Here is a 24,572-nt window from a genome sequence, read left to right on the forward strand (position 1 = left end):
GCGCCCTGCCCTCAAGGCCTCGGGCGGGGCGCCGGTGCCCGGCCGCAAAGGCCGGGCATGACAGGTCGAATTACTCGGCCGCTTCCGACGTCGGCGCCGGTCCCACCTTGGAGTTGTGCAGGTCGACGTTGAGGCCGAGCGAGCGCATTTCCTTGACCAGCACGTTGAACGATTCCGGAATACCGGCCTCGAACGTGTCGTCGCCGCGCACGATCGCCTCGTACACCTTGGTACGGCCGGCGACGTCGTCCGACTTCACCGTCAGCATCTCCTGGAGCGTGTACGCCGCGCCGTAGGCCTCGAGCGCCCACACCTCCATTTCGCCGAAGCGCTGGCCGCCGAACTGCGCCTTGCCGCCCAGCGGCTGCTGGGTGACGAGCGAGTACGGACCGATCGAACGCGCGTGGATCTTGTCGTCGACCAGATGGTGCAGCTTGAGCATGTAGATGTAGCCCACCGTCACCTTGCGATCGAACGGATCGCCGGTGCGGCCGTCATAGACGGTCGACTGGCCCGAAGCGTCCAGACCGGCAAGCTTCAGCATCTCCTCGATGTCGGCTTCCTTGGCGCCGTCGAACACCGGCGTCGCGATCGGCACGCCGCGGCTCAGGTTGTGGCCGAGCTCGATCAGCTCATTGTCGTTGAGCGACTTGATCGTCTCGTCGTCGCCGTAGACCTTCTTCAAGGTCTCCTTCAGCGGCTTGATGTCCTGCTTCGACAGGTACGCATCGACCGTCTGGCCGATCCGCTTGCCGAGGCCGGCGCAGGCCCAGCCGAGATGGGTCTCGAGGATCTGCCCGACGTTCATGCGCGAGGGCACGCCGAGCGGATTGAGCACGATGTCGGCATGCGTGCCGTCTTCGAGGAACGGCATGTCCTCGATCGGCACGATCTTCGACACCACGCCCTTGTTGCCATGGCGGCCGGCCATCTTGTCGCCGGGCTGGATCTTGCGCTTCACCGCGACGAAGACCTTGACCATCTTCATCACGCCGGGCGGCAATTCGTCGCCGCGCTGAAGCTTCTCGACCTTGTCGAGGAAGCGCTGTTCGAGCCCCTTCTTCGACTCGTCGTACTGCTTCCGCATGGCCTCGATCTCGGCCATCAGCTTGTCGTTCGGCGATGCGAACAGCCACCACTGCGACTTCGGGTACTCCTCGAGCACCGCACGGGTGATCTTGGTGTCCTTCTTGAAGCCCTTGGGACCGGCGATGCCCTGCCGCCCTTCGAGCAGCTCGGCAAGACGGTTGTAGACGTTGCGGTCCAGGATCGCCTGCTCGTCGTCGCGGTCCTTGGCCAGACGCTCGATCTCTTCCCGCTCGATCGCCAGCGCACGCTCGTCCTTGTCGACGCCGTGACGGTTGAACACGCGCACTTCCACGATCGTGCCCTGCACGCCCGGAGGAACGCGCAGCGAGGTGTCGCGAACGTCGGAGGCCTTCTCGCCGAAGATGGCGCGCAAGAGCTTCTCTTCCGGCGTCATCGGGCTCTCGCCCTTCGGCGTGATCTTGCCGACCAGGATGTCGCCGGCGCGCACTTCCGCACCGATGTAGACGATGCCGGCTTCGTCGAGGTTCTTGAGCGCTTCTTCCGAGACGTTCGGAATGTCGCGGGTGATTTCCTCGGGTCCGAGCTTGGTGTCGCGGGCCATCACCTCGAACTCCTCGATGTGAATCGAGGTGAAGACGTCTTCCTTCACGATCCGCTCGGAGAGCAGGATCGAGTCTTCGAAGTTGTAGCCGTTCCACGGCATGAACGCGACGAGCACGTTGCGCCCCAGAGCGAGCTCACCGAGATCGGTCGACGGACCGTCGGCGATGATGTCGCCCTTCTTGACGACGTCGCCGACCTTCACCAGCGGCCGCTGGTTGATGCAGGTCGACTGGTTGGAGCGCTGGTACTTCATCAGGCGGTAGATATCGACGCCCGACTTGGTCGGATCGAGATCTTCCGTGGCGCGGATGACGACGCGGGTAGCATCGATCTGGTCGATCACACCCGAACGGCGCGCCGCGATCGCAGCACCCGAGTCGCGCGCAACCACGCCTTCCATGCCGGTACCGACGAACGGCGCCTCGGCGCGAACCAGCGGCACCGCCTGGCGCTGCATGTTCGAGCCCATCAGCGCGCGGTTGGCGTCGTCGTTCTCGAGGAACGGGATCAGCGCCGCGGCGACCGAAACCAGCTGCTTCGGCGACACGTCCATGTAGTCGACCTTGTCCGGCGTCACCGGCAAGACTTCACCGGCATGACGGCAGACCACGAGGTCTTCGGTGAAGCGGCCCTTCGGGTCGAGCGGCACGTTGGCCTGCGCGACCGTGTAGCGGCCCTCTTCCATCGCCGACAGGTACACGACCTCATCGGTGACGCGGCCGTCCTTGACCTTGCGGTACGGCGTCTCGACGAAGCCGTATTTGTTCACGCGCGCGAAGGTCGCGAGCGAGTTGATCAGGCCGATGTTCGGGCCTTCCGGCGTCTCGATCGGGCAGATGCGGCCGTAATGCGTCGGATGCACGTCGCGCACCTCGAAGCCGGCGCGCTCGCGGGTCAGACCGCCCGGTCCAAGCGCCGACAGGCGGCGCTTGTGGGTGATCTCGCTGAGCGGGTTGGTCTGGTCCATGAACTGCGAGAGCTGCGAGGAGCCGAAGAACTCGCGCACGGCGGCAGCCGCCGGCTTGGCGTTGATCAGGTCCTGCGGCATGACCGTGTCGATGTCGACCGAGGACATGCGCTCCTTGATCGCGCGCTCCATGCGCAACAGGCCGATGCGGTACTGGTTCTCCATGAGCTCGCCGACCGAGCGCACGCGGCGGTTGCCGAGATGGTCGATGTCGTCGATCTCGCCCTTGCCGTCGCGCAGGTCCACCAGCGTCTTGATGACGGAGAGGATGTCTTCCTTGCGCAGCGTGCGCTGGGTGTCCGGCGCATCGAGGTCGAGGCGCATGTTCATCTTGACGCGGCCGACCGCGGACAGGTCGTAGCGTTCGGCGTCAAAGAACAGCGACTGGAACATGGCCTGCGCCGAATCCAGCGTCGGCGGCTCGCCCGGGCGCATCACGCGGTAGATGTCGAACAGCGCGTCCTCGCGCGTCATGTTCTTGTCGGCCGAGAGCGTGTTGCGGATATAGGGGCCGACATTGACGTGGTCGATGTCGAGCAGCGGCAGCTCCTTGTAGCCCTGCTCGTTGAGCGACTTCATCAGCTTGTCGGTGATCTCCTCACCGGCTTCGGCGTGAATCTCGCCCGTCTTCGGGTTGACGAGGTCCTCGGCGACGTAGTTGCCGACCAGCTCCTCGTCGGACATGCGCAACGCCTTCAGCCCCTTCTCCTGGAGCTGGCGGGCGGCACGGACGGTGAGCTTCTTGCCGGCCTCGAGCACGACCTTGCCGGTGTCGGCATCAATCAGGTCGTTGACGGTCGAGTAGCCGCGGAAACGGTTGGCGTCGAACGGAACGCGCCAGCCTTCCTTGGTCCGCTTGTAGAGGATCTTCTTGTAGAACGTGGACAGGATCGCCTCGCCATCGAGGCCGAGGGCGAACATCAGCGACGTCACCGGAATCTTGCGGCGACGGTCGATACGCGCATAGACAATGTCCTTGGCGTCGAACTCGATGTCGAGCCAGGAGCCGCGATACGGGATCACGCGGGCGGCGAACAGCAGCTTGCCCGAGGAATGGGTCTTGCCCTTGTCGTGGTCGAAGAACACGCCGGGCGAGCGATGCATCTGCGAGACGATGACGCGCTCGGTGCCGTTGACGATGAAGGTGCCGTTCATCGTCATGAGCGGGATGTCGCCCATGTAGACGTCCTGCTCCTTGATGTCCTTCACCGACTTCGCGCCGGTTTCCTCATCGATATCGAACACGATGAGGCGCAGCGTCACCTTGAGGGGAGCCGCGAAGGTCATGCCGCGCTGACGGCACTCGTCGACGTCGTATTTCGGCTGCTCGAACTCGTAGCGGACGAATTCCAGCATCGAGGTGCCCGAGAAATCGGAGATCGGAAACACCGAGCGGAACACCGCCTGCAGACCCTCGTCGAGACGGCCGCCCTGGGGTTCGTCGACCATCAGGAACTGGTCATAGGACGCCTTCTGAACCTCGATGAGGTTCGGCATCTCGGCCACTTCCTTGATGTGTCCGAAGAACTTGCGAACGCGTTTGCGACCGGTGAATGTCTGCTGCGCCATCGTGGCCTCTCATTTTCGTCGCCCGATCTGGGCGCGCCGTCCAGGACGCGGCTGCCACCGCTCCCCGGGTTGAATTTTTCGAACCCGTTTTGGGGGCCGCAGACTCAGGTTCAGGCGAGAATGTCCTGAATCTGTTCTTCAGACCTTCAAAACGCAAAACGACGCGCGGGGCGCTGCTGCGCGCCCGCCCGTCACAACGATCGTCTTCACGGACTGCAAAAGCCCGAAATAGCTTGCTCTCCCAACGGCTTACAGGGATCCGGGACCCCCGCCACCGCGCTTTCGTGCTGCCGACCCGATATGGGGCGACAATAGTGGTGATTCGAGGGGTAGCCCCTCAAATCCCCACACTTTTTCGTGTTCAGCCCGCGTCGGGACGTTCCGTCGCACGGCTTTTGCATCAGACGCCCGTCTTTCCGATCATCATGGCCGGGCGTGACCCGGCCATCCACGATCCTGGGACGAGATCCCGGGCCTCGCTTCGCGAGCCCGGGATTTCGCTGAAGTAACTTGCGTTACTTGAGCTCGACCTTGGCGCCAGCCTTCTCGAGCTGGGCCTTGATCTTGTCGGCTTCTTCCTTGTTCACGCCTTCCTTCAGCGGCTTCGGAGCACCCTCGACGAGGTCCTTTGCTTCCTTCAGGCCGAGACCGGTGATGGCGCGGACTTCCTTGATGACCTCGATCTTCTTGTCGCCGGCGCTGGCGAGAACGACCGTGAACTCGGTCTTCTCTTCCGCCGGGGCGGCAGCAGCGCCACCGCCAGCCGGGCCGGCCACGGCGACGGCTGCGGCAGCCGAAACGCCCCACTTCTCTTCGAGGAGCTTCGCCAGTTCAGCAGCTTCGAGCACGGTGAGGCTCGAGAGGTCGTCAACGATCTTCTGCAAGTCAGCCATTGTTCAGTTTCCTTAACTGTAAGTCTGGTTCGGGTTTGAGTTTTGCGAAGGGCGTCAGGCCGCTTCGCCCTTTGAGGCATGAGCCTGGATGACGCGCGCGAGCTTGCCCGCGGGCGCATTGGCGAGCTGAGCCAGCTTGGTCGCCGGGGCCACGATGAGGCCGACGATCTTGCCGCGCAGTTCATCAAGCGACGGCAGCGAGGCAAGGGCCTTCACGCCGTCGACATTCAGGACGGTCTTCCCCATCGAGCCGCCGATGATGACGAACTTTTCGTTCGCCTTGGCGAATTCGATGGCGACCTTTGGCGCCGCTACCGGATCGTTCGAAGTGGCGATCACGGTCGGCCCCTTCAGCATGGGGCCGATGGCAACGACGTCAGTGCCTTCAAGAGCAATTTTGGCGAGACGGTTCTTCGAGACCTTCACCGCGGCACCCGCCTGCTTCATCTGCTGGCGCAGCTTCTGCATCTGGGCGACGGTGAGGCCGGAATATTGAGCAACGACCGCGACGCTCGTGGTCTTGAAGACCTCATTGAGCTGTTCGACCGCCTCTTTTTTTGCCGCTCGTTCCACAGCAAGCTCTCTCCGGTTGGCGGTCATCGCGAAAGCGGGACCGCCGGGTTGCACCCATCGTCCCACCCAAAACCTGAACCTCGGGGCCAAAATCCCCTTCGGACACGCGCCGGGCGAGACGACAATTCAAAGCCTGCCCTCCGGGAGCACCTGAGGGCGCCCACGGCGTGTCGAGGTCCGAACCAGACCCGTTTCGCGACCAGCCCTTAAAGCTGGATGCGAAGTGAAATCCGGTCTTCACCCGTCTATGCAGGCCATGCGATTAAGCCGTTGAGAAATCGAGATTTCCCGCAGGCGCCTGCAGTCTTGGACAGGACAGGATCAGTCGGCGAACCGCCCGACCCCTGCCCACATTCCACCAACGGACGGGTTCTCCTTCCTTTTCGGGCAAATCCTCGCGGACGTCCTGAAAAGGAATGATCTCCTGTCGTGTCGGGCTTTCGGAATGCGTGCACGAACGCGCCAGCCGAGGCCGGCACGTCCGGAAGCGGTTCTTTAACCGCTCCGGGCTTGCTTGCCAAGAGCAAAATTCACACCAGTTCCAATCCGTTGCCGGTGGGGCTTGGAACGGGCCGGTAAGGGCCGATTCAGCCCGGTTTGACCGCGTAAGGCAGCGGCTTGCCGGCGAAGAACGCGGTCAGGTTCGCCAGCACGCAAGCCTGCATGGCAACGTGCGATTCGAGGGTGTGGCCGCCGACATGGGGGGCGAACACCACGTTCGGCAGCGCGGTCAGCGCGTCGGGGGCGTGCGGTTCCTTCTCGAACACGTCGAGGCCGGCGCCGGCGATGGTCTTGTCGTTGAGTGCCGCCACTAGCGCCTCCTGATCGATCACCGAGCCGCGGGAGATGTTGACGACATAGCCGTCCGCGCCGAGCCGCTTCAGGATGTCGACGTTGACGACGTGCTCGGTCTCGGCCCCTGCCCGAACCGCGATCATCAGCACGCTGCACCAGTCGGCCAGTGCCTCCAGCGACGGGAAATATCGATAGGGCAGATCGTATCGGGTGCGGCTGAAATAGCCGATCTCGCTCTCGAAGGCGGCGCAGCGCGCCGCGATCTTGCGGCCGATCTCGCCCATGCCATAGATGCCGATGCGGCGGCCGGGCATGCCGGCCTGCGGGCGCATCATCGGCGACGGCTTCGAGGCGGCCCAATCGCCGCTGCGGACATATTGGTCGGCGACCAGGATCCGCCGTGTCGCCGCCAGCATCAGGGTCATCGCGATGTCGGCGACCGAGGCCGCGTTGGCGCCGGGACTGTGACCGACCGCAATGTTGCGGCTGGCGGCCGCCTGCAGGTCGACGCCGTCATAGCCGGTGCCGTAGCAGACGATGGCACCGAGCTTGGGGAACAGGTCCATCGCCTCCGCGCCGAGTAGCGAGCTGCCGGCGGTCAGCAGCGCGCGGATGCCGCCAAGCTCCTCGGCCGGAAACACCTCTCGCGCGGGCTTGCCGCCGGTGTCGAGCAGCTCGAAGCGCTCGGCGAAGCGCGCCATCATCGTCTTGGGAAAGCGCGAATAGATCAGGACCTTGTCAGCCATTGTTGTTGCTTCCGTTGAGCGCCGCCACAAACGACGAGGGGCGGAATCGGTTGCCCAATTCCGCCCCTCGACTCATGCAATTTTCGGGCTTAGCCGAGAATGGTGCCCGGCTCGACCTTCACGCCCGGGCCCATCGTCGAGGACACCGCAACGCGCTGGATGTAGGTGCCCTTGGAGCCGGCCGGCTTGGCCTTGGAGACGGCGTCAGCCAGGGCCTTGATGTTCTCGACCAGCTTCTCCTCGGAGAACGAGGCCTTGCCGACGCCGGCCTGCAGGATGCCGGCCTTCTCGACCCGGAACTCGACCGAGCCGCCCTTGGCACCCTTCACCGCGCCGGTGACGTCCATGGTCACGGTGCCGATCTTCGGATTCGGCATCAGGCCGCGCGGGCCGAGCACCTTACCGAGACGGCCGACCAGCGGCATCATGTCGGGGGTGGCGATGCAGCGGTCGAAATCGATCGAGCCGTTCTGCACCTTCTCGACCAGGTCTTCGGCGCCGACGACGTCGGCACCCGCGGCCTTGGCCTCATCGGCCTTGGCGCCGCGGGCGAACACGCCGACGCGGAGCGTACGGCCGGTGCCGTTCGGCAGGGTCACGACGCCGCGAACCATCTGGTCGGCGTGACGCGGATCGACGCCGAGGTTGATCGCGATCTCGATGGTCTCGTCGAACTTCGCTTTCGCGCGCTCCTTGACCATCTTGATGGCGTCCGCGAGCGGGTAAAGCTTTTCGCGGTCAACACCTTCGCGGGCTTTGTTCAAACGCTTTCCGATTGCCATGACCGCTTACCCCGCAACTTCCAGGCCCATCGAACGGGCGGAGCCCTCGACCATCTTCATGGCCGATTCGATGGAATCGCAATTGAGATCCTTCATCTTCTTCTCGGCGATCTCGCGCACCTGCGCCTTGGTCACCTTGCCGGCCTTGTCGCGGCCCGGCGCCTTCGAGCCGGACTGGATCTTGGCAGCCTGCTTGAGGAAGAACGACATCGGGGGCGTCTTCATCTCGAAGGTGAACGAACGATCGGCGTAGATCGTGATCACCACGGGAATCGGGGTGTTCTTCTCTTCCTTCTGGGTCTGGGCGTTGAACGCCTTGCAGAACTCCATGATGTTGAGACCGCGCTGACCGAGCGCGGGACCGATCGGGGGCGAAGGATTCGCCGCACCGGCCGGGACCTGAAGCTTCAGGTATCCGGTCACTTTCTTTGCCATGTATCACTCCTGTTGTGCCGGCATGCCGCCGGCGGTTTCAGGTTCGTGGTCGGGATCAACGGCGGCTGGCAACCGCCCTCGTCCTCCCACGCCTCTTGCTGCGCAAGACCGAAGTCTCGCGCAATACCCGGTCAGACCTTCTCGACCTGACCGAATTCCAGTTCGACCGGCGTTGCGCGACCGAAGATCGACACCGCGACCTTCACGCGCGAGCGCGCCTCGTCGATTTCCTCGACGACGCCCGAGAACGAGGCGAACGGGCCATCGGCCACGCGCACATTCTCGCCGATCTCGAACGACACCGACGCCTTGGGCCGCTCCACGCCCTCCTGCACCTGGTGCAGGATGCGCATGGCTTCGGCCTCCGAGATCGGCATCGGCTTGTTTTCCGCACCGAGGAAGCCGGTGACCTTCGGCGTGTTCTTGATCAGATGAAACGCTTCGTCGGTCAGCTTCATCTTCACCAGCACATAGCCGGGGAAGAACTTGCGCTCGGCGTCGATCTTGCGGCCGCGGCGCACTTCCGTGACCTTCTCGGTCGGCACCAGCACCAGCTCGAACAGCTCCTCGAGCCCGCGCTGCTTGGCCTGCTCGCGGATCGATTCGGCGACCTTCTTCTCGAAGTTCGAATAGGCGTGGACGATGTACCAGCGCTTGTCGGACAGTTGAGCGGTTGCTGTTGCCATCATTGAATGCCCAGAAGGAAGGTGATGAGAACGCGGATGACCTGGTCGGCGGCGAAGAAGAAGATCGAGGCCACGGCGACCATGACGAACACCATGATGGTGGTGATGGTGGTCTCGCGGCGGGTCGGCCAGGTGACCTTGGCGGTCTCCGAGCGCACTTCCTGCAAGAACTTGAACGGGCTGACTGCCATCGTTTTGATGTCCAACGTCCGTCGACAGACGCGAATGAATTTCAGGGATCCGAACAGCCGCCGTTGGCCCAGCCCTCTGTCTCGAAGGATGAGCCGGAAACCGGGCTCGATTGTTCGGGGATTTCAAAGCCGCGCCGGAGATCCGCGTCTAACGGGCCGGCTGCGAGTGCGGGGTATCTACTGCGGATAGGCCCAAAGGTCAAGGTATAGAGACCGCTGCCCGGGCGAGCCGATCGCCCCAGGCGGGAGAGCAGAGCCAAGCCGGATCAAAGGCTTGTCCGCCCCCACCTATCCGCCCAGCCCCGGCACGGCGAGACCGCGGGCTTCCGCAGCGTATCAGTCGGCCCGGTCGACCATCGAAACGCCCGGCAGCGGCACCACGAACTTTCCGCCTTCGGCGAAATAGCGGGCGTGCTTGGCCCGGATCGGGTCGACATAGCGCCAGGCGAAGACGACCACGAACGCCGGCTTGCGCTCGTAAAGGGCGGCAGGCGGCAGGATCGGGATGTCGTAACCCGGGCCGGCCATCACGTTCCCCTTCTTGGGGTCGTCGTCGACCAGGAAGTCGATCTTGTTCTCCAGGCCGAACTGCGGCAGCAGGGTCGTGGTGCCGACCGAGACGCCGTAGCCGGCGACGAGCTGACCGCGCGCATGGGCGGCGTCGGCCATCGCGACCAGCTCGTCGCGGATGGCGGCGATCCGTTTCACGTAGGGCGCATAATAGGCCGGCTGATCGACACCGAGCCGCTCTTCCTCGGCAACGAAGCGCGCGACCTCCGCAGACGGCTTCTTGGCGCCCCCGGCGCGCTGCACGGTCACGCGGATCGAGCCGCCCTTGGTCCAGATGTGCTGGACGTCGATCAGCTCCATGCCGAGCCGGGCAAAGAAACGGATCAGCGGCTTGATGTTAAAATACGACAGGTGCTCGTGATAGACGGTGTCGAGCAGGTTCTTCTCGGTGACGTCGACGCCGTATTGGGTTTCGAAGACAAACAATCCGTCCGGCGCGAGCACGTCGCGAACGCCGATCACCAGAGGATCGAGATTGTCGACATTGGCGATCATGTTGTTGGCGATCACGACGCTCGCCGCACCGTGGCTCTGCAGGATGCGACGCCCGATCGCATCGGTGAAGAAATCGCCGATGGTCTCGATCCCCGCCTCCGTCGCGCGCCGCGCGATCTCGACGGCGGGATCGACGCCGAGCACGCGCATCCCGCGCTCCTTGAAGAAGCCGAGCAGCGATCCGTCGTTGCTGCCGAGCTCGACGACCAGCGAGCCCGGCGCGATGGCGAAGCGGCTGACGACGTCGTTGGCATAGCCCGCGAAGTGCTCCCGCAGGCCGAGCGAGAGCGAGGTGGTGTAGACGTAGTTGCGGTATTGGATCTCCGGATTGCCGACATGGAGAATCTGCAGATGGCCGCAATCCCTGCACAGATGCAGTGCCATCGGTACCGCGGCGCGGAACACGGGATCGTCGACGCTGGCGTCGGGGACCTGGAAGTTCGGTGTGCCGATCGGCATGCCGGCCATCGGGACGACCAGCTCCTGCTTGTCCGAATGGCAGAGGCGGCAGGTTTGGCGGACGTAGAACAGATTTTTCATCGTGGAACCGAAAATTGAGACAAGCGATCGGGTGAGGCAATCCCACCCCGTGAAAACCACATCGGCAGCAATGGTCTCAAGTGGGTCATGGCTGGCTCGAGACTTCCCTGCCCAGCCCGTCGTAGCTGGGGGCCTCCGCCGCCGCCTTGGCGGCGTTGTCCGCGGAATACGATCCGCGCTCCGGACTTGCCAGCCAGATCACACCTCCGACAAGCCCGATGATCACGCTGATGGCGCCCAGCAGAAGCGAAACCGACAGCGCTTGCTCGGAAGGGACGCCCGCCAGACCGAGGCAGGCGACCATCGCCCCCTCCCGAACGCCCCAGCCGCTGATCGAGATCGGGACCGCGGTCAACAGCACCACCGGCGGAATCAGGACCCCGGCGTCCGTCACCGAGAGCTGGGCGCCGACACCGCGCGCCAAGGTGTAGCAGGCCGCCGCGGTCACGAGATGGATGAGGAGCGCCGATCCGAACAGCAAAGCGCGATTCTTCGATTGCAGGAGGAGGAACCTGACCAATGCTCCGAACCGGACGAAGCTTGCGATCGCCGGATGCGCAACGAGGCGCTTGGGCAGACGGTCGAGCGTCAACAGGATAGCAGTGCCGGCGACGCCCGCCAGCGTCAGCCCGCCGATGGCGAGGATCGCGGCCGGATTGGACACGCGTGACGTGAGGAACGGCAATCCGGCGACCATCAGCACGATCAGTCCGATCAGGGCCGTGAAACGATCAGCCGCGACGCCCTTGACCGCCTCCGGCCACTGCACGCCGCGCTGGCGCAGCAGCCAGATCCGCACCGCGTCCCCGCCGACCGACGACGGCAACACCTGATTGAACCAGAGGCTGATCATCAGAATGCGCCAGCCCGCGAGCCAGTCCAGCGAGACGCCGAGCGCACGCATGATCAGCTCCCACCGGCCATTGAGCACGAAGGTCTGGAAGAAAATCAGCGTCAGCGCGAGAACGAACAGGAAAGGATCGACCGAGACAAGATGGCTGCGCAATTGTTGCAGGTCGAGACCGCGCGCGATGTAGACCAGCACCGCGATCGACAGCAGCAGCTTTACCGAAAACAGGGCCGCCTGCTTGAACCGCGACTGCATCGGGTGCCCGCCTCAGGATGCCGGATATTCCGCGCGACCGATGACAAGGTCGATCGCGGCCATCATCCAGAACTGGTGCGTCGTCTCGACAATGTTGTAGCTGCGGCTGTCGACAAAGAAATTGATGTCACCGAGATTGCGCAGGGGATTGTCCGCATTCATTCCCGACAGCGTGATCACGTCGAGCTTCATCGTCCGCGCCTGCGCAACCGCGTTGAGGATGTTCTTCGAGCGCCCGGACGAGCTGATCGCGACGAGGCAGTCGCCGGCACGCGCGCTCAATCGCACGGCGTGCGCGATCCAATCCTCGAAGCCGTAATCGTTGGCGAGGCACGACATCATGCTGGCGTCGCTGAAGCAGAGCGCAGGCACCGCTGCGTTCTTCGCCAGATCGATCGCCAGATGCGAGGCGATGCCCGCCGAACCGCCGTTGCCGATGAAGATGACGCGGCCGCCCTGCTCGCGCGTGCGCAACCAGACGGCGCGGGTGGCGGAGATGCTGGCAAAAACGCCGTCGTCGACAGCCGTCGCGCGATGCAGGCGCCCGACATAATCGACGAGGAAAGCCTTGTGATCGGGATCGACGGACTCGACAGGCATGGGCTGGCGGCTCGACTGCAACATGATGCCCTGATACCGGCTATCACCAGGGATTGCAAAGGTATAATGCTTGCAAAGTCGGCGAGCGGCTGATAGTCGGCTTTCGGGTTTCACTCAACATTGGCCGGCCTGTTTCGCTGGGCATTCGCGTCACGGATGTTCCCCATGAAATGCATTGTCACTGGTGGCGCAGGTTTCATCGGAAGTCACCTCGTCGATCGCCTCCTCGACGATGGCCACGAGGTCGTCGCGCTCGACAATTTCGTCATCGGTCGCCCGGAAAACCTGGCCTCGCGCGCCGGTTCGAGCCGGTTGAAGGTGGTGCGGGCGGACGTCACCGACCTCGACTCGATCAGGCCGTATTTCCACGGTATCGACTGGGTCTTCCACCTCGCGGCGCTGGCCGACATCGTTCCCTCGATCGAGTCCCCGATCCCGTATCATCGCGCCAATGTCGACGGCACGGTCAACGTTCTCGAGGCGGCGCGGCACGCCGGCGTCCGCCGCTTCGTCTATGCCGCATCGTCGTCCTGCTACGGCATTCCCGACGCCTACCCGACGCCGGAGAGCGCCGAGATCCGGCCGATGTACCCCTACGCGCTTACCAAGAATCTCGGCGAGCAGTGCGTCATGCATTGGTGCCAGGTCTACAAGCTGCCCGCGGTCGCGCTCCGCCTCTTCAACGTGTACGGGCCGCGCCATCGCACCACCGGCACCTATGGTGCCGTGTTCGGCGTCTTCATGGCGCAGAAGCTCGCCGGCAAGCCCTTCACGGTGGTCGGCGACGGTGAGCAGACGCGCGACTTCACTTTCGTCAGCGACGTCGCAGACGCCTTTGTGACCGCCGCGCGCTCCGATATCTCGCACGAGATATTCAACGTCGGCTCGGACAACACCTACAGCGTCAACCGGCTGGTCGAGCTTCTCGGCGGCGAGAAGGTCCACATCCCCAAACGTCCAGGCGAGCCCGATTGCACCTACGCCGACATTACCAAGATCAAACGGGTCTTGAACTGGACGCCGAAGGTGAAATTCGAGGACGGCGTTGCGACGATGCTGAAATCGATGGATCAGTACAAGGACGCGCCGCTGTGGACGGTCGACAAGATCGCCGACGCCACCAAGGACTGGTTCAAATATCTCGGTGACGAAGGCGGCTCAGCCCAGAAGGCAAGCTCTTGAACAGGTGCGCGGATATCGTTGCCGCCATTCGATCATATCCGGGCGGCCATCTGAGACCTACCGGCGCTTTGGATAATTCATATGGCTAATCCTCCGACAGACAAGCCGGCCGTCCATCCGGCACCGCATGACAAGATCAGGACGATCGAGGAGCTCGGCGAGATGGCGCGTGCCGCGCAGGCAAAGGGCCTGACCGTCGCGCTCTGCCACGGCGTGTTCGATCTGGTGCATCTCGGCCACGTCCGGCACATCCTGGCGGCGCGCAACGAGGCCGACGTCGTCATCGTAACCATCACCGCCGACCGTTTCGTCAACAAGGGCCCGGGACGGCCGATCTTCCCGGAGAATATGCGCGCGGAGATGCTGGCCGCGCTCGGCACGGTCGACTGGGTCGGCATCAACCAGACCTCCAGCGCCGAGCCGGTGCTCGATACCGTGCGCCCCGACATCTACGTGAAGGGCTCGGACTACGAGAATCCCGAGGACGACGTCACCGGCAAGATCGCCATCGAGCGCGAGGCCGTCGAACGTCATGGCGGGCGAATCGTCTTCACGCGCGACGTGACCTTCAGCTCGTCGTCGCTGTTGAACCGCTACTTCGACATCTACGATCCACCTTTGCGCGACTACCTGCAGAAGGTGCGCGAAGGCGGCGGCGCCGAGCGGCTGCTGAAGCTGATCGACAAGATCCAGGACATGCACGTCGTGCTGGTCGGCGATACCATCATCGACGAATACCAATACGTCACGGCGCTCGGGAAGGCTTCGAAGGAGAACATCGTCGCCACCCTGCTCAAGAACGGCGAGCAATTTGCCGGCGGCGTCATCGCCGCGGCCAACCACGTCGCGAGCTTCTGCAAGTCGGTCGAGATCGTCACGACGCTGGGCGGCAACGACTACCCTGAAGAGTTCATTCGCGCGCATGTCCGCCCGAACGTCACGCTGACGCCGATCCGCATTCAGGGCCGTCCGACGACCCGCAAATTGCGCTACGTCGAGATGGGCTATCTGCACAAGCTGTTCGAAGTCTATACGATGGACGACACGCCGCTCGACGAGACCACGCGCAAGGAGATCGACCGCGTCACCACCGAGCGCGTGCGCGCCGCGGACGTCGTCATCGTCACCGATTTCGGTCACGGCATGATCGCGTCCAGCACGATCGAGGCGTTGATCGCGAACTCCAAGTTCCTGGCGGTCAACGCCCAGAGCAACAGCGGCAACCACGGCTACAACCTGATCACGAAATATCCGCGGGCCGACTACATCTGCATCGACGCGCCGGAAGCGCGGCTGGCCGCCACCGACAAGTTCAGCGACATCGCATCGGTGATCGAGGACGGCCTGCATCGCAAGATCGATTGCGACAACATGATCATCACGCACGGCTCCTTCGGCTGCTACCCGTTCTCGTCGAAGACCGGCGTCGCGCGCGTGCCCGCCTTCACCAAGACCGTGGTCGACACGGTCGGCGCAGGCGATGCCTTCCTGACGATCACGGCTCCGCTGGTGGCGGCCGGCGGCAACATCGAGGACGTCGCCTTCATCGGCAATGCGGCGGGCGCGATCAAGGTCGGCATCGTCGGTCACCGCAACTCGGTCGAAAAGGCACCGCTGGTCAAGTTCGTCACCGCGTTGTTGAAGTAGCGCGAACGGAAAATCTGGAGAACGACAGTGATTGATCGGAAATGGAATGTGATGGTCACCGGTGGCGCCGGCTATGTCGGCAGCGTGCTGGTTCCCCAGTTGCTGGCGGCCGGCCACAAGGTCACGGTGCTCGACCTCTTCATGTACGGTGACGACGTCTTCAACGCCGTTCGCGACAATCCGAACCTGCGCCTGATCAAGGGCGACATCCGCGATGAGGCCGCGGTCAACGAGGCCCTGCGCGGCAACGACGCGGTGATCCACCTCGCCTGCATCTCCAACGATCCCTCGTTCGAGCTGGACCCGGCACTCGGCAAATCCATCAACTACGACTGCTTCCGGCCGATGGTGCGCGCGGCGAAGAAGGCCGGCATCAAGCGCTTCATCTACGCCTCCTCGTCGAGCGTCTACGGCATCAAGGACGAGGCCGAGGTGACCGAGGAATTGTCCTGCGAGCCGCTCACCGACTACTCCAAGTTCAAGGCGATGTGCGAGACCGACCTCGCCGAAGAGGCGGCGCCCGGCTTCGTCACCTGCACGGTTCGTCCCGCCACCGTCTGCGGCTACGCTCCGCGGCAGCGGCTCGACGTCGTCGTCAACATCCTGACCAACCTCGCGGTCAACACCGGCCGCATCCGCGTGTTCGGCGGAACGCAGAAGCGGCCCAACCTGCACATCCAGGACATGTCGGCGGCCTATCTGTTCCTGCTGCAGCAGGACGACGCGAAGATCGACGGCAAGACCTACAACATCGGCTATGAGAACCACTCGCTGATGAAGATCGCCGACATCGTCAAGTCGGTGGTCGGAGACAACGTCGACGTCGCCGTCGAGCCGACCGACGATCTGCGCTCCTACCACGTGTCCTCGGAGAAGATCCGCCGCGAGCTCGGATTTGCGCCGACCCACACGATCGAGCAGGCCGTGTCCGGCCTCGTGGACGCCTTCAAGGCCGGCCGCCTGCCGAACTCGCTCAACGATCCCCGGTATTTCAACATCAAGATGATGCAGAACATCAGCCTGAAGTGAGCGGCGTGCGGATCGGCATCGATTTCGACAACACGATCATCTGCTACGACAAGGTCTTTGCCGCCGTCGCGCGTCAGCGTGGGCTGGTGCCGGAGGGCTGGGAGGGGCTGAAGAGCGAGGTCCGGGACCTGTTGCGGTCCCGTGCCGGCGGCGAGCTGGCCTGGCAGGGGCTGCAGGGCTTCGTCTACGGCAAGGGCATTAGCGGCGCCGAGATCTATCCTGGGGTCCGCGAGTTCCTCGCAACCTGTCGCAAGGCCGGCGCCAGCGTCTACATCGTCAGCCACAAGACGCAGTTCGGCCATCAGGACCCCGACCGCGTCGACTTGCGCGAGGCCGCGCGCGGCTGGTTGAAAGCCGCAGGCCTCGTCGACGCCGCCGATGCGGCGCTGGCGTCGGGCAATGTCTATTTCGAGGACACGCTGGCGGCCAAGGTCGAGCGGCTCGCGAGCCTGAAGCTCGATATCTTCATCGACGATCTCGTCGACGTCTTCGAGCAGCCGCATTTTCCGAAGGCGACGCGATCGATCCTGTTCACGCAGTCGCGGCCGCCTCATCCCGCCCATTGCGAGCCGATCACGAGCTGGGCGGATATCAGCCGCGGGGTGTTCGCGCCATGAGCGAGCCGGACCTGAACGCGCTGGATGTAATTTCGATCGGCAGCCGCCTGGCCGGCGCGCAGGTCGTGGCCGCTCAACCGGCGCGGTCCGGCGGCAACAACCGGGTGTTTCGGCTGGAGATGGCGAAGGGACCGCCCCTCGCCCTCAAGCATTATCCGTCCGACGGGCGCGATCGCCTGGGACAGGAATACGACGCGCTCACATTTCTGTCGCGCCACGGCATCTCGTCGACGCCGAGGCCCATCGCAAAGGACGCAGATGCATTCTGCGCGCTGTATCAATGGTTCGACGGTGATGCGGCGGTGCTGCGTCCCCAGGAGAACGATGCCGACCAGCTGGCCGATTTCCTGATCGAATTGCAGAAATTGCGCGACGCCGAGGGGGCGCAGACCCTGCGGAACGCCTCGGCCAGCATCTTCTCGCCCGAGCAAGCCATCGCCCAGTACGAGCAGCGCCTCGACGGACTGAGGCGGGCCGCGGACGATGATCCGGATCTGCGTGCGTTCATCGACGGCAGCCTGGTTCCCAGCACCGCCGCCGCCGTTCGACGCCTCCATCGACGTTATGCGGAACTCGGCCGGGATCCCGCAGCGGACCTTCCGCCCGCTCATCGCGCATTGAGCCCCTCGGACTTCGGGCTGCACAACGCGCTGCGCGCCGAGGACGGCAGGCTGCGCTTCATCGACTTCGAATATTTCGGGTGGGACGATCCGGTCAAGCTCGTGTCCGACACCGCAATTCACCCAGGTAGCGATCTGCCCGCGGCCAGCGCGAACCGATTGATCGAGAGGCTCTCGCGCGCTTTCGAAGCCGGGGATGACGCGTTTGCGATCCGCCGTGACGTGCTGTATCCTGTGTTCGGGGCGATTTGGTGCCTGATTGTCCTGAATGCCTATTTGCCCGAAAGCCGCTCCCGGCGCGCTCTGGCTGCGCAAGGTGGCGATCTGACGGTCCGCCTTGCCGGCCAGCTCGACAAAGCCCGCCGGCTTCATCAAACGATTTGCCAACGTGATCCAGATCTCACCCCACGCTGAAGCCGCCCTCACCTGCACGCTGGACGAGCGCAGCCTTTACTTGCGCCGCTTGGTCCTCGGTTCTGTCCGCTCCGCGGGACGCGGCCATGTCGGCCCGGCCCTGTCGCTGATCGAGATGGTCCGCGTGCTCTACGACGACGTGCTGCGGATCGACCCGCAAAATCCGCGCGATCCCAATCGCGATCGTGCCATCCTGAGCAAGGGCCACGGTTGTCTCGCGCTCTATGCGCTGCTCGCCGATCGCGGCTTCTTCCCGTTGTCGGAGCTCGAGGGCTTCTGCGGCTCCGACAGTATCCTGGGCGGACATCCCGAATACGGCATGGTGCCGGGGGTCGAGGCCTCGACCGGCGCGCTCGGACACGGCCTGTCGATCGGCGTCGGCCTTGCGCTCGCCGCCCGCATGCGCGAGCGCAGCTACCGGACCTTCGTCCTGCTCGGCGACGGCGAGATCAACGAGGGATCGGTGTGGGAGGCCGCCATGGGCGCGGCCAAGCACGGGCTCGACAACCTGGTCGCCATGATCGACTACAACAAGCTCCAGAGCTACGGACCGACCGATTACGTCCTGCCGCTGGAGCCGCTCGCGGACAAATGGCGCAGCTTCGGCTTTGCCGTGCAGGAGCTCAACGGCCACGACATCGGCGCGCTGCGCACCGTCCTGAAGCAGGTCCCGGCCGTTCCGGGCAAACCCACCGCGATCATCTGCCATACCGTCAAGGGCAAGGGTCTGCCGGCTGCGGAATCCAACGCCGATTGGCATCACAAGAACAAGCTGACCGACAGCGAGCTCGACGCCATTCGCGTCGCCGTCGGCGATTTTTGATCGGCTCCCCATGCGCAACACCGCGATGAACATGGTCCACAAGCTCGCCGCGCGCGACGAGCGTGTGCTCTACATCGGCTCCGATCCCGGCGCCGGCACGCTACGCGCGATGAGCAAGGAGTTTCCCAAGCGCCATCTGATCGAGGGCATTTCGGAGGCGCACATCATCGGCATGTCGGCCGGCCTCGCGATGGAGGGCTTCGTGCCCTACGTCAACACCATCGCGACATTCCTCACCCGCCGCTGCTACGAGCAGGTCGCCGTCGATCTCTGCCTGCACAACCTCCCGGTACGGCTGATCGCCAATGGCGGCGGTCTCGTCTACGCGCCGCTCGGCCCCACCCACCAGGCGATCGAAGACATCGCCATCATGCGGGCGCTGCCGAACATGACGGTGATCTGCCCGTGCGACGCCGACGAGGCCGCGCGCATGATGGACAAGACGCTCGACTGGACCGGGCCGATCTACATCCGGCTGGGCAAGGGCGGCGACGCCATCGTCTCGAAGGCCGAGCACGGCTTCGAGATCGGCAAGGCCATCCTGATGCGGCCGCCGGGCGACGTGCTCATGGTGACCACCGGCATCATGCTCCAGCGCGCCATCGCCGCCGCCGACCAGCTCGCCGCACAGGGCATTCGCGCCGGCATCCTGCACATGCATACGGTGAAGCCGCTCGACGCCGAGGCGCTGCTCCAGGCGGTGCGCGGCACCAAGCTCGTGGCGACGCTGGAGGAGCACGTGCCCTCCGGCGGCCTCGGCAGCGCCGTCGCCGAAACGCTGATCGACAGGCTCGGCTCCGGCTTTCCCGCCATGCTCCGGCTCTCGCTGCCGGACCGCTTCATGCACAATTACGGCTCGCAGGATTCGCTGCTGAAGAAGCACGGACTGTCCGCCAACGCCATCGCGACGTCGATCGAGCACGCGCTCGCGGCGTCGCGCAGCTCCGCTCCTCAACTTCATTCCACCTGACGGGTCACATGTACGACGTTCGATATTCCTATCTGCTCGAGCAATTCTCCGACCCCGCTCCGATCCTGGCCGAGATCGGCCGGCTGGTTGCGACCGGTGACTTCACCCTTGGCAAGCCCGTTGCCGAATTCGAGAAGCGCTTTGCCGAGCTGATCGGCGTGCGCCACGCCATCGGCGTCGGATCGGGGACTGACGCGCTCAAGCTGCCGCTCAAGGCGCTCGGCATCGGTCATGGCGACGAGGTCATCACCGCCGCCAACACCTTCATCGCCACCGTCGGTGCGATCGCGGAAACCGGCGCGAGGCCGGTGCTGGTCGATTGCGACGATTCCTTCTGCATGAACGTCGACCATGTCGAGGCCGCGATCACCGAGAAGACCAAGGCGATCATGCCGGTGCAGTTGACCGGCGAGGTCACCGATATGGGCAAGCTGATGGCGATCGCCAAGCGTCGCAACCTGCCCGTGGTCGAGGACGCCTGCCAGGGCATCCTGTCGGAGTTTGCGGGCAAGCGCTCCGGCACCCACGGCGTCGCGGCCGGCTTCTCGCTGCATCCGCTCAAGAACCTCAACGTCTGGGGCGATGCCGGCGTCGTCGTCACCAATGACGACGGCATGAACGAGAAGCTCCGCCTGATCCGCAACCACGGCATGAAGAACCGCGACGAGATCGCGATCCTCGGCTGCAATTCGCGGCTCGATTCCCTCCAGGCGGTCGTCGGCAACTGGCTGATCGGTCAGACCAGCGAGATCACGCGGCGCCGGATCGAGAATGCCGCCTATTACGACGCGGGCCTTGCCGGCCTGCCTGGCCTGCGCGTCCCGCCGCGCCGGCCCAACGTGAAGCACGTCTACCATCTCTACATGGTGTTCGCCGAACGCCGCGACGAGCTTTACAAGTACTGCCTGGACAACGGCATCGAGGCCAAGATCCACTATCCGATCCCGCTGTATCAGCAGGAAGGCCTGAAGCATCTCGGCTACGCGCCCGGCACCTTCCCGGTCACCGACCGCCATGCCAAGGAGGTCATCAGCTTCCCCGTCGACCAGCATCTGACGCGCGCCCAGCAGGACCGCGTCATCGAGACCGTCAGGAAGTTCTGCCATGGACGCTGACACCGGCCGCCGGCGCATCGGTTACGTCAATCTTCCCGCGCAATTCGAGGAAGAGCGCGCCGAGATCATGCAGGCGGTGGAAGGTGTATTCCAGCGCGGCGACTTCATCGGCGGCGCGGCGGTCGGCAAGCTCGAGGAGGAATTGTCGGCCTATCTCGGCTCGCCGCATGTGGTGACGCTGAATTCCGGCACCGACGCGCTGATCCTCGCCTTGCGGGCGCTCGACATCGGCCCCGGCGACGAGGTCATCACGCCCCCGAATTCGTTCGTGGCCTCGACCGCCGCGATCATCGCGGTCGGCGCCACGCCGGTGTTTGCGGACGTGCTGCCGGACCAGAACATCGATCCGGCCGCGGTCGAGGCCGCGGTCACGGCGCGCACCAAGGCGATCATGCCGGTGCATCTGACCGGGCGCATGGCCGACATGACGCCGCTGATGGCGATCGCGGACAAGCACGCGCTCGCGGTGATCGAGGACAGCGCCCAGGCGGTCGGCTCGACCTATGACGGCCGGATGAGCGGCACCATCGGCACGTTCGGCTGCTTCTCCGCCCATCCCTTGAAGAATCTCAACGCGGCCGGCGATGCCGGTTTCCTCGTCACCGCCGACGCTGATCTCGCGGCCAGAATCCGCCGGCTGCGCAATCACGGCCTGATCAATCGCAGCGACGTCCAGGAATGGGGTATCGTCTCACGGCTCGACACGGTGCAGGCCGAGGTGCTGCGCGTGCGCCTGCGTCACCTGCCCTCGGTGATCGAGCGCCGGCGGCGCAACGCCGCGCAATACCGCGCCGAGCTCGAAGGCCTGCCTCTGTTCATTCCGCCCTGCCGCAACATCGAGTTCAACACCTTCCACACCTTCGTGGTGCAGACCGACCGCCGCAACGACTTCCAGAAATTTCTGGCCGACAAGGGCATCGAGACCGCCATCCACTATCCGATCCCGATCCACCTGCAGCCGGCGGCGGCGCATCTGGGTCACGGCCGCGGCGCGTTCCCGGTGACCGAGCGGCAGGCGGACCAGATCCTCACGCTTCCCATCAACCAGTTCCTGTCGGCCGCCGATATCAGCTATATCTGCGCGACCGCCCGGGAGTACTTTGCATGACGGATACGGACTTCCTTCAGGCCGACGAGCAGGCGCTGGCGCAGCGCTTCATCGACGACGGCTTCGTCACCACGCCGGCCGACGATCGCGCCGGGCTCGACCGCATCCAGCGGCGCGCTGCGGAGCTTGCGGCGGACTATCTGAAGCTGCCGCACAGCAACGATCCCTATGCGATGCTCGACGGCATCCATACGCGGGTCAGCGTGGACGATCTCAACGGGCTGCGGCTGCACGTCTTCAACGGCCTCAATGCCGAGCCGTGGTTCCGGCCGACCTATTTCCGCCTGGCGCGCTCGACGATCGAGACCATCGTCGGCAACGAGCTTTGCATGCAGCGCCGCGTCAATCTCAGCATCCAGATGCCAGGGGACAGCTCCTCGCTGCTCGCCACCCATTCCGACGTCTGGTCGGGCGACTCGCCGTTCGAGGTCGTGGTGTGGGTGCCACTGGTCGACGTTCACCGCACCAAAGCGATGTATCTGCTGCCGCCGTCGCTGAACGGCGAGATGCAGGATCGGATGGCAAGCCTGCGCAGCGCCGAGGAACTTTACAAGACGATCAAGCCGCACGCGACTTTCATCGAGATTCCCTACGGTCACGTGATGCTGTTCAACCAGACCCTGATGCACGGCAACCGCGTCAACGAAGAGCCCGGCACGCGGTGGAGCATGAACTGCCGCTTCAAGAGCATCATGTCGCCCTACGCCGACAAGCGCTTCGGCGAGTTCTTCGAGCCGATCCTGCTGCGCCCGGCGACCCGGGTCGGCATGCAATACAAGCTGCCGGGAGGCTTCCATGGCTGAGCGAGCCGGCCATCGCGGCTATATCGGCGCCCGGCCGTTGAACGGCAGCCGCACCCCGCAGCACGTCCAGAACATCGTGATCCGCGACTATGCGCGGCGGAAGAACCTGCAATTCCTGCTCAGCGCCGTCGAGCACATCATGCCCGGCAGCTACATGGTGCTCGAGGACATTCTCGACGAGCTGCCGCAGCTGCGCGGCATGATTCTCTACAGCATCTTCATGCTGCCGCCCGACGAGGCTCGCCGGCGGGAAATCTACGACCGTGTGCTGCGCGAAGGCTGTGACCTCCACGCAGCCGTCGAGGAGATCACGCTGTCGTCGCAGAGGGACATCCAGGCCGTCGAGGACATCCTGCTGGTCAACAAATACGCGACCATCCTGTGACGATGCCGCGGACCGGTTGAGCCCCATGAGCGAGATCAACCTGCTCCAGCCGATGCACGCTTCGACCAGGCGGAACTACGTCCAGCGCGTGGTCGAGCACGACAAGGCGGAATCCGCCACCGTCGCGCGGCAATGGGGCCGCGACTATTGGGACGGCGACCGGCGCTACGGCTATGGCGGCTATCGCTATGACGGACGCTGGCGCCCGCTCGCGCAGACCCTGATCGATCGCTACGGCATCAAGCCCGGCATGAGCGTGCTCGACGTCGGCTGCGGCAAGGGTTATTTGCTCTACGAGTTCACCCAGCTCGTCCCCGGCGTCAAGGTCGCCGGCATCGACATCTCCGAGTACGGCATCGCCAATGCCAAGGAGGAGATTCGGCCGCAGCTCCAGGTCGGCAACGCCGTCGAGCTGCCCTACCCCGATCACAGCTTCGATCTCGTGGTGTCGCTCGGCGTGCTGCACAACCTTCCGCTCGAGGACGTGTTCCGCGCGGTGCCCGAGATCGAGCGCGTCGGACGCGGCGCCTCGAAATACCTGATGGTGGAATCCTTCCGCAACGAGCGCGAGAAGGCCAATCTGCTCTACTGGCAGCTCACCTGCCTGAGCTTCCACGGCCCGGAGACCTGGGCGTGGATCTACGACAAATGCGGGTACCGGGGCGACCATGGGTTCATCTTCTTCGAATGAGGCAACGGGCCTGCGCCGGCCGACCTCGCTGCGCGCGCAGAATCCCGAAGTGTATTATTCGGACGACGCCATCGTCACGGCGGATGACGCCACGATCGCAGAGCTGAAACGCATCGCCGCCGGCAACCCGCGTCTGCGCAGCCGGCTGTGCACGCACCCCGATCCCTCATCCGGCCTGCACGAGATGCTGATCGTGCACCACCGGGAGGCCTATGTGCGGCCTCACAAGCATCTCGGCAAACCCGAATCGTTTCACGTCATCGAGGGCACCGCGCAGGTCGTGATCTTCGAGGATGACGGCCGCATTCGCGACGTGCTCGAGATGGCGCCCTACGGCCAGGGCAAGCGCTGCTACTACCGCATGCCGGAAAAGGTCTTTCATTCGATCCTGATCACCTCGGAATGGCTGGTGTTCCACGAAACCACCGCCGGTCCGTTCGATCCCTCCCGGACGGTTTTTCCGGACTGGGCGCCCGATGGCAGCAACGCCGCCGAAGTGCGCGACTACGTCACGCAGATCGGCAGGCTTGTCATCGAACATCAAGGCCGCGATGCGAGGGCCTGAGGC

General features: G+C 64.4%; 24 protein-coding genes. 13 read left to right on the forward strand and 11 right to left on the reverse strand.

The genetic code is table 11. From position 1 onward, the window contains the following. Window positions 1–70: 70 nt before the first annotated feature. From rpoB to WI560_RS18860, 11 genes are all read right to left on the reverse strand, one after another. Window positions 71–4,189 (reverse strand): DNA-directed RNA polymerase subunit beta, encoded by a 4,119-nt coding sequence (rpoB, locus tag WI560_RS18810; RefSeq protein WP_375304359.1) that lies wholly within the window; start codon window positions 4,187–4,189, stop codon window positions 71–73. Window positions 4,190–4,704: 515 nt separating this feature from the next. Then, window positions 4,705–5,082: a 50S ribosomal protein L7/L12 gene (rplL, locus tag WI560_RS18815; RefSeq protein ID WP_100177007.1), complete on the reverse strand. Its 378-nt coding sequence runs from the start codon at window positions 5,080–5,082 to the stop codon at window positions 4,705–4,707. Between the two features lie 54 nt (window positions 5,083–5,136). Beyond that, entirely contained in the window at window positions 5,137–5,655 is a 519-nt protein-coding gene (gene rplJ / locus WI560_RS18820; RefSeq protein ID WP_126258098.1) for a 50S ribosomal protein L10, read from the reverse strand. A gap of 587 nt (window positions 5,656–6,242) precedes the next feature. Then, window positions 6,243–7,196 (reverse strand): 2-hydroxyacid dehydrogenase, encoded by a 954-nt coding sequence (locus tag WI560_RS18825; RefSeq protein WP_375304360.1) that lies wholly within the window; start codon window positions 7,194–7,196, stop codon window positions 6,243–6,245. Between the two features lie 89 nt (window positions 7,197–7,285). Next, entirely contained in the window at window positions 7,286–7,978 is a 693-nt protein-coding gene (gene rplA / locus WI560_RS18830; protein ID WP_028137032.1) for a 50S ribosomal protein L1, read from the reverse strand. Window positions 7,979–7,984: 6 nt separating this feature from the next. After that, window positions 7,985–8,413, reverse strand: coding sequence for a 50S ribosomal protein L11 (gene rplK / locus WI560_RS18835; RefSeq protein ID WP_006611824.1), 429 nt, complete (start codon window positions 8,411–8,413; stop codon window positions 7,985–7,987). A 131-nt stretch (window positions 8,414–8,544) separates the two neighbouring features. Beyond that, complete coding sequence (gene nusG / locus WI560_RS18840; RefSeq protein ID WP_007602985.1) at window positions 8,545–9,099, reverse strand: transcription termination/antitermination protein NusG; 555 nt, start codon at window positions 9,097–9,099, stop codon at window positions 8,545–8,547. Next, entirely contained in the window at window positions 9,099–9,290 is a 192-nt protein-coding gene (gene secE, locus WI560_RS18845; RefSeq protein WP_028137033.1) for a preprotein translocase subunit SecE, read from the reverse strand. The genes nusG and secE overlap by 1 nt, the downstream gene beginning before the upstream one ends. Window positions 9,291–9,626: 336 nt before the next feature. Continuing rightward, entirely contained in the window at window positions 9,627–10,895 is a 1,269-nt protein-coding gene (locus tag WI560_RS18850) for a class I SAM-dependent methyltransferase (RefSeq protein WP_141934308.1), read from the reverse strand. Between the two features lie 85 nt (window positions 10,896–10,980). Beyond that, window positions 10,981–12,000, reverse strand: a complete 1,020-nt coding sequence (locus tag WI560_RS18855) for a lysylphosphatidylglycerol synthase transmembrane domain-containing protein (RefSeq protein WP_375304361.1) — start codon at window positions 11,998–12,000, stop codon at window positions 10,981–10,983. A 12-nt stretch (window positions 12,001–12,012) separates the two neighbouring features. Next, window positions 12,013–12,600, reverse strand: coding sequence for an SIS domain-containing protein (locus WI560_RS18860; protein WP_257180551.1), 588 nt, complete (start codon window positions 12,598–12,600; stop codon window positions 12,013–12,015). A gap of 165 nt (window positions 12,601–12,765) precedes the next feature. On the opposite strand from WI560_RS18860, the gene WI560_RS18865 reads away from it, so the two are divergent. From WI560_RS18865 to WI560_RS18925, 13 genes are all read left to right on the forward strand, one after another. Continuing rightward, window positions 12,766–13,782 carry an SDR family oxidoreductase gene (locus tag WI560_RS18865; RefSeq protein ID WP_375304362.1) on the forward strand — a complete coding sequence of 339 codons (1,017 nt, stop codon included), beginning with the start codon at window positions 12,766–12,768 and terminating at the stop codon, window positions 13,780–13,782. An 81-nt stretch (window positions 13,783–13,863) separates the two neighbouring features. Then, window positions 13,864–15,429, forward strand: a complete 1,566-nt coding sequence (locus tag WI560_RS18870) for a PfkB family carbohydrate kinase (RefSeq protein ID WP_375304363.1) — start codon at window positions 13,864–13,866, stop codon at window positions 15,427–15,429. A 27-nt stretch (window positions 15,430–15,456) separates the two neighbouring features. Then, a complete protein-coding gene (locus WI560_RS18875; RefSeq protein ID WP_257180554.1) occupies window positions 15,457–16,458 on the forward strand; it encodes an NAD(P)-dependent oxidoreductase in 1,002 nt (333 codons plus the stop codon). Between the two features lie 5 nt (window positions 16,459–16,463). Continuing rightward, on the forward strand, window positions 16,464–17,075 hold the full coding sequence (locus WI560_RS18880) for a hypothetical protein (RefSeq protein WP_375304364.1): 612 nt from the start codon (window positions 16,464–16,466) through the stop codon (window positions 17,073–17,075). Continuing rightward, window positions 17,072–18,109: an aminoglycoside phosphotransferase family protein gene (locus WI560_RS18885; protein WP_375304365.1), complete on the forward strand. Its 1,038-nt coding sequence runs from the start codon at window positions 17,072–17,074 to the stop codon at window positions 18,107–18,109. Before WI560_RS18880 ends, WI560_RS18885 begins: the two co-directional genes overlap by 4 nt. Beyond that, a complete protein-coding gene (locus WI560_RS18890) occupies window positions 18,084–18,932 on the forward strand; it encodes a transketolase (RefSeq protein ID WP_257195848.1) in 849 nt (282 codons plus the stop codon). Before WI560_RS18885 ends, WI560_RS18890 begins: the two co-directional genes overlap by 26 nt. A 10-nt stretch (window positions 18,933–18,942) precedes the next feature. Beyond that, the gene (locus WI560_RS18895; protein ID WP_028137043.1) at window positions 18,943–19,902 is read left to right on the forward strand and encodes a transketolase family protein; all 960 of its coding nucleotides are present in this window, start codon (window positions 18,943–18,945) and stop codon (window positions 19,900–19,902) included. An 8-nt stretch (window positions 19,903–19,910) separates the two neighbouring features. Next, on the forward strand, window positions 19,911–21,017 hold the full coding sequence (locus WI560_RS18900) for a DegT/DnrJ/EryC1/StrS family aminotransferase (RefSeq protein ID WP_375304366.1): 1,107 nt from the start codon (window positions 19,911–19,913) through the stop codon (window positions 21,015–21,017). After that, window positions 21,007–22,125: a DegT/DnrJ/EryC1/StrS family aminotransferase gene (locus tag WI560_RS18905; protein ID WP_375304367.1), complete on the forward strand. Its 1,119-nt coding sequence runs from the start codon at window positions 21,007–21,009 to the stop codon at window positions 22,123–22,125. Before WI560_RS18900 ends, WI560_RS18905 begins: the two co-directional genes overlap by 11 nt. After that, window positions 22,122–22,928, forward strand: coding sequence for a sporadic carbohydrate cluster 2OG-Fe(II) oxygenase (locus tag WI560_RS18910; protein ID WP_257195852.1), 807 nt, complete (start codon window positions 22,122–22,124; stop codon window positions 22,926–22,928). Before WI560_RS18905 ends, WI560_RS18910 begins: the two co-directional genes overlap by 4 nt. Further along, window positions 22,921–23,313, forward strand: a complete 393-nt coding sequence (locus WI560_RS18915) for an LIC12192 family sporadic carbohydrate cluster protein (protein ID WP_375304368.1) — start codon at window positions 22,921–22,923, stop codon at window positions 23,311–23,313. Before WI560_RS18910 ends, WI560_RS18915 begins: the two co-directional genes overlap by 8 nt. Window positions 23,314–23,338: 25 nt before the next feature. Beyond that, window positions 23,339–24,004, forward strand: a complete 666-nt coding sequence (locus tag WI560_RS18920) for a class I SAM-dependent methyltransferase (protein ID WP_375304369.1) — start codon at window positions 23,339–23,341, stop codon at window positions 24,002–24,004. Further along, a complete protein-coding gene (locus WI560_RS18925) occupies window positions 23,982–24,569 on the forward strand; it encodes a WbuC family cupin fold metalloprotein (RefSeq protein WP_257180563.1) in 588 nt (195 codons plus the stop codon). The genes WI560_RS18920 and WI560_RS18925 overlap by 23 nt, the downstream gene beginning before the upstream one ends. Window positions 24,570–24,572 lie beyond the last annotated feature (3 nt).

Source organism: Bradyrhizobium sp. A11 (assembly GCF_042077125.1).
In the GTDB taxonomy this organism is placed as follows: Bacteria; Pseudomonadota; Alphaproteobacteria; order Rhizobiales; family Xanthobacteraceae; genus Bradyrhizobium; species Bradyrhizobium japonicum_B.